A 13,851-nucleotide genomic window follows, 5' to 3' on the forward strand; every position below is an offset into this window, starting at 1 on the left:
GACAAGTTCAGCTACCGGTTTTCATCACATACGGCGGCAGGCTGGCGGGCTTTGGATACCCGGGATGGAACTGGGTGTAGAGCTTGATCCAGGTGCCGTCGGCTACAAGCTCGTTAAGCGTCTTGTTGACCGCGGCTTCGAGTTTGACGTTGCCCTTTCGTATCGGAAAACCGGCGGGCAGGTTGATCGCGGAAATATCCAGGCGGTCGGTAATGTTCAACTGCGGGTACTTGCTTTGCAGACCGTCTACCAGCGATTTATCGATGAAGAAACCATCGATATATTTTGAACGCAGCGAGAGAAAGCCTGCGTTCACGTTAGGGAAACGCACGATCTGCGCGCCCGGCAAGTAGCTGTCCGAATACGTGTCTTCAATCGTACCTTGCACCACGCCGATCCGCTTGTCCTTGACCGACGCCTTGTCGCTTGTGATCGGGCTATCGGGAAGGCTCGCTACGCTAAGCAGCCCAGTGAGATAACCCTCGGAGAAATCGACCATCTTGAGACGGTCGGTCGTGATCGAGATCGATCCGGCGGCGAGATCAATCTGCTGGTTCGACACGCTCGGCAGCAAGCCGCTGAAGTCCTGCGCGCGGAAGTCGACGCTCAATCCCAACTTTGCGCCAACCGCGCGCAGCAACTCCACGTCGAAGCCGGTCATCTTGCCGTTATCGATGTAGGAATAGGGCTTGTTGTTGGCGTCCACGCCTGCCATCAGCTTGCCCGGCGCTAGCGTGCCGAGGTCGTCGGCACGCGCGCTGGTGGCGGCCATCAATGAGAAGGAAGCGACGATTGAAACGAGGCTGAGAAAGTGTCGAAACCGCATGATGTTGCTCCAGGGAAGCCAGCGATGAATTGAAAATACGACGAGTCGATACAGCGTTACTAAAAACGTCAGGACAACGCGCCGCGCACACGTCCGTTCCAGCAATCGTCAAGCTGATACAGCACGGCACCCACCGGCACGCTCAAGTTGCGCGCGATGCCGCCCGGACTTAGCGGGAACGGACCTTCGCCGAATGCGCTGGGCGCGGCGTCGAAGCCTGATAGTGTTCTTGCGATGCGCTGCCCGAGGTAACTCATCAACGCGACGCCGTTGCCGTTGCAGCCGAGCGCGTAAAACACGCCGTCGCGTTCGCCTATGTGCGCGAGCTTGTCGCCGGTCATCGCAACGTATCCCTTCCATGCATGCGTGATACGCACATCGCGCAAAGCGGGCCAGAGCTGCACCATCTTCGTGTGCAGGATTCGCGCCGCCTCGCGTTCGCCGACTTCGCGAAACGATGGCCGCGAGCCGAACAACATGCGCGTGCCGTCAGGGGAAGGACGTGTATAAAACAGGTTGCGCTTGGAGTCGCTGATCATGCGGCGGCCTGGATTCAGTACAGCCATGAGTCCGGGCGGCAGCGGTTCCGTGGCGATCTGGTAACTCGCCACCGGCAGCACGCGACGCGATAAAAATGGCAGCAAGGGTCCGGTATAACCGTTGGTCGCGACCAGCACCTGCTTTGCATCAATCTTGCCGCGCGCTGTATGAACAGCGAAGCGCGCGCCGGTCCGTTCAATTCGTTCGACCGCTGCATGCGAATGCAGGCTCGCGCCGCGCCGCCGCGCGAGTTCGCGCAGGGCGCGATGATATTTCGCCGTATGCAGGCCGCCGTATTCATCCACGAGAATGCCGCCGTAGTAGTAGTCGGACCCCACCACGGCACGTTGCTCCGCACGCGTCACTACATGTACGGTCACGCCGGTTTTCTCGCGCAGCAGTTCACCTTGCCGGCGCAGCCGCTCGAAATGCCCGGGGGTGAACGCACCAAAAAAGCGACCGGTTATCTGCAGATCGGCGTCGAGCGATTCACTGGCTATCAGTTGCTTGAGATAGTCGAAACTCGCCGTGGATTCGGCCATCAAGCGGCTCAGCCGTTCCGCCGATACCCCGCGAATGGCGTCGGTCAGCGCCAGTTTTTGCCCACTCGACACCATGCCGCCGCTGCGCGTGCTGCCGCCCGCGCCGATCTCGGCGGCATCGAGCACAGCCACCGTTGCACCTTGCCGTGCCGCTTCCGCCGCCGCCGACAAGCCGCAATAGCCGCTCCCCACGATCACCAGATCCACGCTCGGCGGCAACGCGACGCGCGATGTTTCTGGCGGCGCTGCATCCCACCAATAGGGTGCGATGCGAAAGTCATCGTGGAAAAGCAGTGCGTCGGCTCGCATGGTTCGCTGGGAGTGGCTAGTTGCAATTAGTCTAGGAGCGCTTCCGTCATCCGGTCAAATACGGCCAAAAACGTCTGCTATTCATTTTTGATATGACAAGCTTCCCTACGGACCGGGCAAATCAAGGGAGCGGGCACATGAACCAGAAGCAAATCGAAGCGTTCAGGCTGGTGATGCTGAGGGGATCGATGACGGCCGCGGCCGAAGAACTCGGCACCTCGCAGCCTAGCGTCAGCCGCCTGATCGCGGAGCTGGAGGCGTCGACGGGACTGGCGCTTTTCACGCGCAACGGCGGCCGGATCCAGGCGACCGATGCGGGGACCGCGTTCTATCGCGAGGTCGACCGCAGTTTCGTCGGACTCGAAAAGCTTGGGCATTCAGCGCGCGAGATCCGCCAGTTCGGCAGTGGCCGGCTGCGTCTGGTGGCGCCGCCGGTGCTGGCGTTATCGTTCGTACCCCTTGTGATCGAGCGCTTCCTTGCGGCCTATCCGCGTATTGCGGTGTCGCTGGAAATGCGCAGCGAGGGCACGATCCAGCGCTGGGCATCGTCGGCGTATTGCGATGTCGGTTTTGCCACCACGACGCCTGATGCGTTCGGCGTGACCAGCGCGGAGTTGTATCGGCTGGCGGGGGTCTGCGCGCTGCCCGCGAAACATCCGCTCACCGCGCGCAAGCGGATTCATGCGCGTGACTTGAGGGATCAGAGCCTCATCCTGCCGTCCTACGCCGACGACACACGCTCGTCGCTCGACCACGCGTTGCGGCAAGCCGGCGTGAACCAGGTGCCGGTGATCGAGACGCCTTACGGCGCCACCATTTGCGCGATGGTCGCGCGTGGCCTGGGTGTGGGCGTGGTGAATCCGCTGGCCACTTCCGATACCAATCCGGCCCGCATCGTGTTCAGGCCGTTCTCGCCGGAAGTCATGTTTCGCGGCTTCACGGTCTGTCCTCAGTTACAGCATTCGAACCCGCTGGTGAAGGCGTTCCTTGATCTCACCAAGGAGACGATGGCGATCGAAGCAGCCCGTTTGCGAGGTTTCGCCGAAGCTGTCTGATCAGTGCCGACCGAGCGGATCGAGAGGCAGCAGGAGGCGCATGGGGGCGAACTTGTGCGTGTGAAGCAGGAAATAGATGCGCAGGAGCAGTGACGCCAGTACAAAAGCCCACCCCTGTGGCGCTGATCTTTTTCTGCTAGATTGAACGTTCTCGCCAAGCGTCGTGCATCTGAGGTTTCAGAATCCGCACGCGCGACCCGTCTGGCGCTTCGATCGATCATGACTTCGCCTATCGCTGTTCCATCCACACTCGACACCCGGAGCCCGCCTGCAAACCGGGCGCGGATCTGGCGCGAGCCGGCGCTGGCAAATGCCGAATTGCTCCGGGCGGCTTACCGGACGCATCAATTCCCGCCTCACGCACACGACGAATACGCGATTGGTTTCATCGAACGCGGCGCGCAGGCTTATACGCGCGGCCGCAAGGAGCGGCTGATCATGCCGGTGGGAAAGATCTGCGTGATCAATCCTGGGCAGCTCCACGAGGGCAGGGGCGCGACCGAGGTCGGCTGGGACTATCGGATGATCTATATCCCGCCCGAGGGCCTGGCGATGGTTCTGGCGGGCTCGGAACCTGTTAGCGCGCGCGACTTGCCGTTCTTCGCGGAATCGGTCATAGACGACCCTGAAACATTGCAGGCACTGCACGCCGCGCACTTGTGCTCCGAGTCTTCGGACGCTTCGCAACTCGAAAAGGCATCGCGCCTGATCTACGCCTTGCGCCAACTCATGACACGGCATGGCCAGGGCATGCCGCGCGCTCAACTGCCGCGCGCGGAGCCGGGCGCGGTGCGTCGTGCAAGAGAGTTTATCGATGCAAGCGTGGCAGCGAATCCGTCACTTGACGATATCGCCCGCGCGGCCGCCATGAGTCCCTTTCATTTGTTACGCGAGTTCAAGAAGGCGATCGGTGTGCCGCCTCATGCGTATCTTGTGCAACGTCGTGTGGACAAAGCACGCCGCTTGTTACTGAAAGGGCATGCACCGAGGCTGGTCGCAATTGAAGTGGGTTACAGCGACCAGGCGCATTTCAGCCGCGAATTCAGACGTTTTTACGGTGTGCCGCCCAGCACGGCGATTCGTTAGAAAGAACCGCAATTTTCTTCAAGGCACACGCTCGGCTGTCCGTCAGACTGGACTCCATCGATTCATTGAATGGAGAAAACCATGATCGACTTGCGCAGCGACACCTGTAGCCAACCCACCGAAGCCATGCGTCACGCGATGGCGACGGCACCGGTCGGTGATGACGTCTATAGCGACGACCCCACAGTCAAACGGCTCGAACGCGAGGTCGCGGATCTGCTCGGCAAGGAAGACGCCGTCTACATGGTGACCGGCACCATGACGAACCAGGTGGCTATCCGGGCGCATACCGAGCCGGGCGATGCCGTTCTGTTCGATCAGAACGCCCATGTCTACATACTCGAAGGCGGCGCGCCTGCAGCGTATGCCGGCGTGCTTCCGCGCTTGTTACCCGGCGTGCGCGGCATCTTCAATGCAGGCGATGTGGAAGCGGCTATCGGTGTGCCCCACCGGTTCTTTCCCGCCACCATTCCCGCTCCCGTCCGGCTGCTGTGTCTTGAGAATACGCACAACATTGGTGGTGGCAAAGTGTGGCCGCTCGAGCAACTCAAGGCCGTATGCGACGCAGGACGTGCGCGCGGCGTGAAGCTGCATCTGGATGGCGCACGGCTTTGGCATGCCACGGCCGCGACCGGTATTGCGGAGAGTGAATATGCCCGGCATTTCGACACGGTCAGCGTCTGCTTTTCCAAGGGACTGGGTGCGCCTGTCGGATCGGCGCTGGCGGGATCGCGTGAATTCATCGCGCGGGCCAGGCGCTTCAAGCAGCAGATTGGCGGCGGCTTCAGACAGGCCGGGATCATTGCGGCCGGTGCGCTCTATGCGCTGCAAAATAACCGGGCGCGGCTGATCGAAGATCATGAAAACGCCCGTCTGCTCGCACAAGGAATTGCATCACTGCCGGGTATCGAGATCGATGTGAATACGGTCGAGACGAATATTGTCCGGTTCGTGGTGACGTCCTTGCCTGCGGGCGAGTTTGTCGAGCGCTTGTACGAGAAGGGTCTGTATGTGCTGCCTTCCGGCACCGACGGCGTGCGCGCGATTCCGTATCTGAACATCACGAAAGCGCAGGTTCAGGAGGCTATCGGCATTATTGCGTCAGTGGCCGAAGCGTATGCGGAGAAGGCCGGTGTAATGGCAGGACAAGCGGCAAGGGGTCGCGCGGGATATTAAAGCAAGGGTGCGGCGGCCGGGATTCATTAGCAGCCGCACCCCCTTGCCGCTCGCGCTTTACCCCGGCGCTCCAGCTTGCCGCTTGGGATCGGCCTTCATGAATGCCGGATGCTGGTCACATGTGGCCATGATCCGGTCGATAGTCGGTATGTCAGGGATCTCGATCTTGAACACACGCGCCACAGCGACAATGCTCGCGAGGCAAATATCCGCCATGGTGGGTTCATCGCCATGACAGAACGTGCCCGTTTCCGGCGCGCCCGCCAGACGTTCTTCGACTGCGGTGAGACCCGTGCCGAACCAGCGGATTTGCCACGCGCGCCACGCTGCATCGTCGAATCCACCCGTTGTCTGAAGATACTTTTTCACACGCGGCACGACTAGCGGATGGGTATCGGCTGCACACATGGACGCAATCGAGCGCACTCGTGCGCGACCGTATAAATCGCTCGGCAACAAGGGTGGGGAAGGCTGGAGTTCATCGAGGAATTCGAGGATCGCCAGCGATTGCGTCAGCGGTTCATGCCCTTGTTCAACCAATGCGGGAATGGACCCTAGCGGACTGATTTTCAGGAATTCGGCGCTGCGTTGTTCGCCTGCGTCGAGATCGATATTTCGTTCGTGCGCGCTGAGGCCCTTCAAATTGAGGGCGACACGTACGCGAAATGCGGCGGACGAGCGCCAGAACGCGAAGAGTTCGAATTGCGCTTGCTCTGACATGGAGATCTTCCTTCGTAGTAGACGGTAGCGGCGACGTTGGTTAAGTCGACGGCTCTTAACTATGCATGAAAGTGCTCTTGCCTGTGTCCGCAGCTTGAAATATCCACAAACGCCGATGCCCGGCGAACCTGAGTTCGCCGGGCATCGGTTTGCTGCCAAGCGCCAAACTTCGGCTTTGATCAGTTATGCGAGTAGAGCGAACGCGTGCCGTCAGCTTGAACGCGATTACCGGATTGAGTGGCGGTGCTGCGCACGCCGCCGTAAGCGCTTGCGTCAGCATTGTTTGCTGCATTTTCCGCTGCGATGGTTTACGCGCTCTGGCCGCGTTGCGAAGAGGGTGCGCCAACTTGCGGGTTATACGACGGTGCCGGACCATAACCGCTGCTGGCAAATGCGGGCGCTGCAACGGCGGCGGCAACGGCGACTAACAACGATGCAATAAGGGTCTTGTTCATGATGTGCTCCGATGCGTATCAGTGACTCAGTGACTTCATTTCATGGGCTACGCAGCGGTCCTGCTGGTTGATGCGCTGCGTCGATGGAATGGAGTATATGCGCGCACTATCGAAATATTGTACCGATAGAGGGGAATAGTGATTCCACGCAAAACGAATAATCGGAGGCAACAGGCTTAGCCGAATTCGCTAAGAAAATGGGGCGTGATAACGCCAATGAGAAAAGCTGAATCAGGCTTGAACGCAAAGAGAAACCGCTAAGCGGTTAAGTCTCTTAACAGCCTAACCGCCTTGCACAGGCAGTTCCTTTAACTCCACGTCCGGCGCCATGGTATTTCCCGCGGCAGCGGCCGGGACATTGACGGATGATTGCTCAAGCCGGTTGCTGCTCTTGCGGGCCAGCGCGGCGCAATCGCCCATTGGCAAGCGCTTGACCACGGCGTACGCGGCCAGCATCGCCATCGTGCCGAAGATCGCATTGCCGGCGGCCTGTCCGATCATCACGCCCACAGGACCATGCCGCATCCCGGCCGCGACGAACGGCACCGTGCCGATGGTCGCGCGCCCCCAGTTGAACAGGGTCGATAACAACGGCCGATCAAGATTATTGAAGGTCGCGTTGGCCACGAACTGGCAGCCGACGAACGCATAACTTGCCACCAGCCACGAACAAAACGCCGCGATGATGACGGCGGTGTCGCCGCGTGCCGAGAACGCGCGGATCAGGCCGCCCTGAGCCAGCGCCAGCACGGCCCACGCAACCGCGACCGTCAGCAGCACGAACACGAGGCTGTTGCGGACCGTTTCGCGAATCCGGTCCGCGCGGCCCGCGCCGAGATTCTGCGCGATGATCGGACCGACGGCGCCGGTCAGTGCATAAATCACTGCGAACGCCACGGGCGTGATGCGGTCGATGGTGGCTTGCCCCGCCACCGCGGCAGCGCCGAAACGCGCCATTGCATGCGTCACGTATGCGCTGGCAACGGGCGTGGCGAGGTTGGTCAGCACGGCGGGCAGGGCGACCTTCATGACTGGCTGGCTGTTGGACCACAAGCGTGCAAAGCGGACACGGGCAATGAGATCGTTGACCCGGGTTGCACCATGGAGACCGACAAGCGCGAGCGCAATACGTGCTATATCGTTCGATATGGCCGCACCCGTCAGCCCGAGATGAAAACCGAAGATCAGGATTGGATCGAGGATCGCGGTGACCACTGCTGCGGTCAGCGTGACGGTCATGGCACGGCGGGCATCGCCGACAGAACGCATCAGCGCGGCCGTACACATGCCGATAGCGAGGAACACGTACGTGGGTGCGGTGATCAGCAGGAAGCCGCGGGTCAGTACGCGCGTCTCGCCGGCCGCCCCGAGCGCGTTGAGGATCGGGTCGAGGAAGAGCAGCGTGGCGGCGCTCAATATGACGGTGATGACGATCATCAGCACCAGACTCGCCGATGCCACCTGCCGCGCCTTGGTCCGCTGGCCCGCACCGAGAAGCCGCGCGACGGTTGCGCTGACGCCTATGGTCATGCCAATGGAAATGGCGGTGTGGAAGAAGTTGATGGTGCCGGCGAATCCGACCGCCGCGGCAACCGCTGTGTCGCCAAGCAGCGACACGTAGAAGAGATTAGCCAGGTCGACCGCGAACACGGCCATCAATCCAATTGCCCCGGTTCCTGCCATGACCACGACATGCCGCAAGGTCGAGCCGTGTACGAAGCGAGCGGAGTCGACCTGGCGTTTTGTTGTCATGGCGGAGCATCGGGTAGTGGTGGCCGAATCATCGCATGAATGATCTTTGTTTCCCTGGCTGCAAGGATGATCGTCCACTGTACTCACTAGCAGAAACGAAACGATTCCACTGTTAAACGCATGTCGCGGTAACAGTATCCTGCGCGCGTTGCGGCTTCTCTATGTCAGGGCATTTTCAAGATGATTGATCACCTACAATGTCCTTGCAGCTGTGCGCCGGACTCGAGACATGACATTCGTTGACGGTTTCGGGAACGTGTCTTGCACGGCGGCTCCTCCTCCACTCGCAGCGGCGAACGCGCTGCTTCACCACGTCGTTGACTACCTCGACCAAGGACAAACATCATGAGCATTTTCGGCACGATCCTGAGCAAGATCTTCCCTTCAAGCCATCCCGCGAATACAGCGCCCGCCGATCCGGCCGCGCCCCCTGCGGCGGACCCAACCGTGGCGGCTGACGCCGCTGCAGCACCGGCTGCGGCCGCAGAACCGGTGGATGTTGAAGCAGTCCTGACTGCCATGCAGGCGAATACGTCGGAGCAATTGAACTGGCGGACATCGATTGTCGACCTGATGAAATTGCTGGGTCTCGACAGCAGCCTTGGCGCACGTAAGGAGCTGGCCGGCGAGCTGCACTATTCGGGCGACACCAACGATTCCGCATCGATGAACGTCTGGCTTCACAAAGCCGTGATGGAGCAGCTTGCGGCCAATGGTGGCAAGGTGCCGGATAGCCTGAAGGGTTAAGCTTGGCGTCGCCCTCAAGGCGACGGCTGGCACGCGCAGGCGCTTGCATGAGTATCGCAAGACGGCGTGCCAGCATGACCCGCCACTGTTAAGTCCCAAGCGGCGTCATCCGCCTGTCATAGTGTTTCTGCATGACGCTGCGCTATGAAATCAAGCGCGGCTATCTCTCCAGCTTCAACGCCTTCCCATATCCCGTCAGTTCAAGATAGCCGTGACCCAAGGTCTCGCCGTCACGGCTCACCCGTACCGCTCCCTCCCAATACACCGCGCCCGTCGACTGGCTGGAGTCGAGTTCCTGATCGTCCATCAATGGATCGAGTTGCCACGTGAGCGCGCCGGTCCTGACCGTTTCCGATACCGGATACGACGTACCGGTGCGTGGTGAGCGCCACGTCCGGCGCGGCGTGAAGTTGACCTGGTCCCCATCGAATGCGCTCACGTGCCCGCTTGCATCGCGCCGCGCCGCGTGTGACCAGACGGTCCCGCCGTTTTGTCCGCGCACCTTGAACGCCATCAGCGCCGATCCGTCAGACAAATTGGCGCCGAGCCAGTCCCATCCCGTGGCGTCGCTGCTCAGCACCGTGCTTGACCATTCGTGATCCAGCCACGCCGAGCCGGTGACTGCTGCGTCAAGTCCAGGTTCGCCCTTCGCGCTCGAAGCGCGCGTGACCTTGCCGCTCACGCGCAGTTGCGGTTCGCTGTAGTAGTAGCTCGCTTGCGCGGCTAGCGGCCCCTTTCGCGAGTAACCCTTGTCGCCCTGCAGCATCGGCGCCTGAGTCGGCGTGAGCGCCAGGTCCAGCGTGAAATCGGCGGCAGTTACGGTGACGGTGTAGTGACCATCGGCGGCACGCACGAGATGCCAGGCGTCGAGCTTGACGTCGGTGTAATCTGTTTTTGCATAAGCAAGACCGAAACCCTGACGCGCAATCTTCTGATCATGCACGAGTCGTCCCAGTGAAGGATCGCTAAGCGCCGCATGAGCGATGATCAACTGCGTCGGCGCGAACGCACCCGGGTCCGCGGGATCGTGTCCGGTCGCCGAGCGAAAGAACGTGATCTGGAAACCGAGCGGCTTGCCGTCCGGCTGATTGAGCCAACCTGTTGCATACCACCACTCGGTGCGGAAGGCCGGATGCGCGCCAGTGTCCTGCGGAAAAACCAGCGGATGATCGGGCGTGACTGCGGCGAATTCCACCGCCATGGAAGGTGTGCTGATGAAGCCGCAAGCGCACGCGATCATTGCCCATCGCCGGGCTCGATTCAGCATTACCAGTCCTCCTTCACCGCGCGTACGGCATCGAGAGAAACCGCTTTGCGTCCTGCGACCACGGCTGTAGCGCACGACGAAATCAGCATGACCAGCGCCACCGTGCTCACCACATGCCAGGGAATATGCATCGACATGCTCCAGTGGAACGACTGCGGATTAACGACAAACACCAGGATGAGACTGATCGCCCAGCCCAGGATAAAGCCCACTGCAATGCCGAGCGCAGTCAGCATGCCGGCTTCCGCCGCGAGGATCGCGAGCACCTGATGGCGCGTCACGCCGACGTGCCGCAACATGCCGAACTCGCGCGCGCGAGCGAGTGTCTGCGCAGAGAACGTTGCCGCCACACCGAATAGTCCAATCACAATGGCTACCGCTTCCAGCAGGTAGGTCACCGCGAAGCTCCGGTCGAAAATCGTCAGCGTCCGCGCGCGGATGTCGCCGGGTTCGGCGAACTCCATCGCGGCGCCGAAGGGCAGTTTGCGCAGGTTCGCAATGACACCTTCCGCGCTCGCGCCTCGGTCCACGACGATGGCGGCATCGGTGGCGCCCGTGTCTCCCGTCAAGCGTCGGTAGTCGGCAAGCCGTAACTGGATAGCACCGGTTTGCCGCGCGTAATCGCGCCACACGCCGGCTACGACGAATGTCCCGCCGCGTGTGCCGATCGACAAGTTAAGCCTTTGCCCCAGCTTGTATCGATACAAGTCGACCATCGCTTCCGAGACCCATATAGGCGTCTCGCCATCCTGCAGGGCGGACGGCGGCAGCACGGGGCCGGTCATCTGCATGGCGGCGCCCGGATCGGCTGCATCGATGTCACGCGCGAGCAGCGCCACCGCGGGGCGTGCAGGGTCTAGCGTGAGATGCGACGTGCGGCTGAACGCGGCGTGCCTGATGCCGGGCGTCGCAGCGATTGCCGTTTGTTCGCCAGGGCTCAGGCTCGCTGTGTCGCCATTGGCCGCGACTCGAACGTACAGGTCGGCCGACAGGAGGTGGGTCAGCCAGTCATCGACAGATACGCGGAAGCTCGCGACCATGATGGCCATCGCGACAATCAGCGCAAAGCTCGACAAAACCCCGCCCATGGCGATCGATGCCTGGCCGGGTGCATTGGCGAGGCGGGCAAGCGCCAGCGTCGTGATGGCGCGCGTACGGCGGTTGGTACGCCATCGGCTCAGCGCGGTGAACACGATCGCCGTGCAACGCGGCATCAACGCGATACCGCCAACCAGCAGCAGCGCGACCGCGAGATAACCGAGGATGGGGACATCGAATAACGGCGGCAGGAGCGCCAGTATTCCCGCGACCGCGAGGCAAGACACTGCGGGCCAGGGCGTTGCCAGCCGCGCCAGCGCGCCTTCTTCGCTGCCCGCTTTGAGCGCCGCCGCCGGTCGTGCGCGGGCCGCTTCCAGCGCCGGGACGAGACTGCCAAGCACGGACACGCCGATACCCAACGCAAGAAATATGGCGCTCGCAACAGGCTCGAAACTGACGTGAGGCTGCACGCCCGGGAAGTAGCCGCCGCCCAGGTCGCTGCCGAAGAAGCGCAGCGCGATGCTCGACAGCGCGTAGCCCAGTGCGAGGCCGAGCAGGGAACCCAGTACGCCGAGAAGGGCTCCTTCCATCAGGATCTGGCGTAGAAGCTGGCCGCGCGTATAGCCCAATACGCGCAGCATCGCGAACTGCGCGCGGCGCCGGACGACCGCCAGCGCTTGCGTTGAAAACACGAGGAACGCGCCGGTGAAGAGCGCCACCAGCGCGAGCACGTTCATGTTGATGCGATACGCGCGCGAGAGACGGTCGGTGCGGCTTTCATCGTCGCGTGTTTCGGCTACGACCAGTTGATTGCCAAGCCGCGCTTGCAACTCGCGTTTGAAGCGTTCCCGATCGACGCCGCGCTGCAGTTGCAAGTCGATGCGCGAGAGTTTTCCTTCAAGTCCAAAACGCCACTGGGCGGCGGCGATGTCCATCACCGCAACGCGTTGTCCCGGTCGCGTCCTGACCAGACCGCCGGCCACTCTAAAACGAATAATCGATGTACCGCTAAGCAGCGCGACATGGTCGCCGCTCGCCACGTGAAGCCACTGTTGCGCAGCGGGCGAGAGGAAGATGGCGTCGTCGGAAAGGGTATCGAGCGGACGCTGCCCGGACGGCACGCCGATCAGTTCCGGCGTGATGCGGCTCGCCCTGAAAACGTCGATGCCAAGTACTTTCAACGCAGCGGTCTGGCCGGGCACGGTCACGTCCAGGTCCAGAACGGGGCTGGCTAAAGCTACGCCTGGTGTGGTTGCGAGACGCGGGTACCACTGTTCATCGAAGGTGGGTTGCGCGCCGCGAACCTGCAAGTCGGCCTCGCCGGAAAGACTCTTGGCGGCCGCGGAGAACTCGTTGAATGCGGCACTGTTGATGAGCTGCACGGCATATCCGAGCGCCACGCCCAACGCAATAGTTGCGATAGCCACAATCGCTCGAGCCGGATGACTGCGCCACTCCGCGCCGAGCAGCCAGCGTGCGAGTAGCCGGCCGCCTGCAATTCGCCGCGAGGGTTCTGTCGTGGGCTCGCTCACTGAAATTCACCAGCCGACCGCTCCGATCGCCCCGCATGCAGGCCATGCTCGCTCAGGATAAGTATCCGGTCCGCGCTGGCTGCCGCCGCCATGGAATGCGTGACCATGATTGCCGCAGCGCCGTTCGCCTTGATCTCCGCACGGAACAACGAGAGCACCTCGTGCGCGGTCTCGGGATCCAGGTTGCCGGTTGGTTCGTCAGCCAGGATCAACGTGGGCCGATGCACCAGCGCGCGAGCGATTGCTACACGCTGCAGCTCTCCGCCCGATAGCTGTCGTGGAAAGTCGTCGCCACGGCCACCCAGGCCGACGGCTTCCAGCAGGTCGAGCGCGCGGGCCGGTGACGTGTCGTTAAGCAATAGCGGAAGCGCGACGTTTTGAACCAGCGTGAGATGCGGCAGGACGTGAAATGCCTGGAAGACGAAGCCGAGTTTTTGCCGCCGGAGGCGAGTGGCGGCGTTATCGTCGAGATTGGAAATTGACGTGCCGTCGATCAGCACTTCACCGCTGTCGGCTTGATCGAGGCCCGCGATCAGGTTCAAAAGCGTCGACTTGCCAACACCCGAATCGCCCATGATCGCGACGAACTCCCCCGGATCGAGTGAGAAGTCAAGGCTTGCCAGTAACACGCGGCCCGCGCCGTACGCCTTGCTCAAGCCGCGACATTCGAGTGCGGGAGGAACGCCATTGTTGCGAAGGGTCATGGAGATCGGGTCGTTGGTGAGTGGGGCTGGGGTGCAGTCCTCCACTGTGACAGAGAAGTGCCGCGCGTGTGCACGGCACGACTGCGCCTTGTATCGACCCTG

The 13,851-nt window shown here is 61.8% G+C and carries 11 protein-coding genes and 1 pseudogene; 4 read left to right on the forward strand and 8 right to left on the reverse strand.

The annotated features are described in order from the left end of the window. Positions 1 to 7: 7 nt before the first annotated feature. A complete protein-coding gene (locus ACSQ8V_RS33025; protein WP_213766260.1) occupies positions 8 to 826 on the reverse strand; it encodes a substrate-binding periplasmic protein in 819 nt (272 codons plus the stop codon). Between the two features lie 68 nt (positions 827 to 894). Further along, positions 895 to 2,217, reverse strand: coding sequence for an NAD(P)/FAD-dependent oxidoreductase (locus ACSQ8V_RS33030; RefSeq protein ID WP_436208622.1), 1,323 nt, complete (start codon positions 2,215 to 2,217; stop codon positions 895 to 897). A 137-nt stretch (positions 2,218 to 2,354) separates the two neighbouring features. On the opposite strand from ACSQ8V_RS33030, the gene ACSQ8V_RS33035 reads away from it, so the two are divergent. The 3 genes from ACSQ8V_RS33035 (at position 2,355) to ACSQ8V_RS33045 (ending at position 5,534) form a co-directional block, all read left to right on the forward strand. Further along, positions 2,355 to 3,272, forward strand: coding sequence for a LysR substrate-binding domain-containing protein (locus ACSQ8V_RS33035; protein ID WP_213766262.1), 918 nt, complete (start codon positions 2,355 to 2,357; stop codon positions 3,270 to 3,272). 219 nt (positions 3,273 to 3,491) lie between these two features. Further along, positions 3,492 to 4,358, forward strand: coding sequence for an AraC family ligand binding domain-containing protein (locus ACSQ8V_RS33040; protein ID WP_436208623.1), 867 nt, complete (start codon positions 3,492 to 3,494; stop codon positions 4,356 to 4,358). An 81-nt stretch (positions 4,359 to 4,439) separates the two neighbouring features. Beyond that, positions 4,440 to 5,534: a threonine aldolase family protein gene (locus ACSQ8V_RS33045; RefSeq protein WP_436208624.1), complete on the forward strand. Its 1,095-nt coding sequence runs from the start codon at positions 4,440 to 4,442 to the stop codon at positions 5,532 to 5,534. Between the two features lie 57 nt (positions 5,535 to 5,591). Here ACSQ8V_RS33045 and maiA read toward each other — a convergent pair whose 3' ends face one another. The 3 genes and pseudogenes from maiA to ACSQ8V_RS33060 all read right to left on the reverse strand — a co-directional run bounded on the left by maiA (position 5,592) and on the right by ACSQ8V_RS33060 (position 8,461). Next, the gene (gene maiA, locus ACSQ8V_RS33050; RefSeq protein WP_436185975.1) at positions 5,592 to 6,254 is read right to left on the reverse strand and encodes a maleylacetoacetate isomerase; all 663 of its coding nucleotides are present in this window, start codon (positions 6,252 to 6,254) and stop codon (positions 5,592 to 5,594) included. A 179-nt stretch (positions 6,255 to 6,433) separates the two neighbouring features. Then, positions 6,434 to 6,709 (reverse strand): annotated as a pseudogene (locus ACSQ8V_RS33055) (hypothetical protein). Between the two features lie 282 nt (positions 6,710 to 6,991). Further along, positions 6,992 to 8,461 carry an MATE family efflux transporter gene (locus ACSQ8V_RS33060; RefSeq protein ID WP_436208625.1) on the reverse strand — a complete coding sequence of 490 codons (1,470 nt, stop codon included), beginning with the start codon at positions 8,459 to 8,461 and terminating at the stop codon, positions 6,992 to 6,994. Between the two features lie 345 nt (positions 8,462 to 8,806). On the opposite strand from ACSQ8V_RS33060, the gene ACSQ8V_RS33065 reads away from it, so the two are divergent. Then, positions 8,807 to 9,208, forward strand: a complete 402-nt coding sequence (locus ACSQ8V_RS33065; RefSeq protein WP_213766271.1) for a DUF3597 domain-containing protein — start codon at positions 8,807 to 8,809, stop codon at positions 9,206 to 9,208. A 160-nt stretch (positions 9,209 to 9,368) separates the two neighbouring features. Here the strand turns inward: ACSQ8V_RS33065 and ACSQ8V_RS33070 are convergent, their stop codons facing one another. Genes ACSQ8V_RS33070 through ACSQ8V_RS33080 form a run of 3 tightly spaced genes read right to left on the reverse strand, consistent with a single transcriptional unit; the run spans position 9,369 to position 13,749 of the window. Further along, the gene (locus tag ACSQ8V_RS33070; RefSeq protein WP_436208626.1) at positions 9,369 to 10,475 is read right to left on the reverse strand and encodes a lipocalin-like domain-containing protein; all 1,107 of its coding nucleotides are present in this window, start codon (positions 10,473 to 10,475) and stop codon (positions 9,369 to 9,371) included. Further along, positions 10,475 to 13,045: an FtsX-like permease family protein gene (locus tag ACSQ8V_RS33075; RefSeq protein WP_436208627.1), complete on the reverse strand. Its 2,571-nt coding sequence runs from the start codon at positions 13,043 to 13,045 to the stop codon at positions 10,475 to 10,477. The genes ACSQ8V_RS33070 and ACSQ8V_RS33075 overlap by 1 nt, the downstream gene beginning before the upstream one ends. Beyond that, positions 13,042 to 13,749, reverse strand: a complete 708-nt coding sequence (locus ACSQ8V_RS33080; protein ID WP_436208628.1) for an ABC transporter ATP-binding protein — start codon at positions 13,747 to 13,749, stop codon at positions 13,042 to 13,044. Before ACSQ8V_RS33080 ends, ACSQ8V_RS33075 begins: the two co-directional genes overlap by 4 nt. Positions 13,750 to 13,851 lie beyond the last annotated feature (102 nt).

Origin of the sequence: Caballeronia sp. LjRoot31 (genome assembly GCF_964253885.1) — a bacterium.
Taxonomy (GTDB): Bacteria; Pseudomonadota; Gammaproteobacteria; order Burkholderiales; family Burkholderiaceae; genus Caballeronia.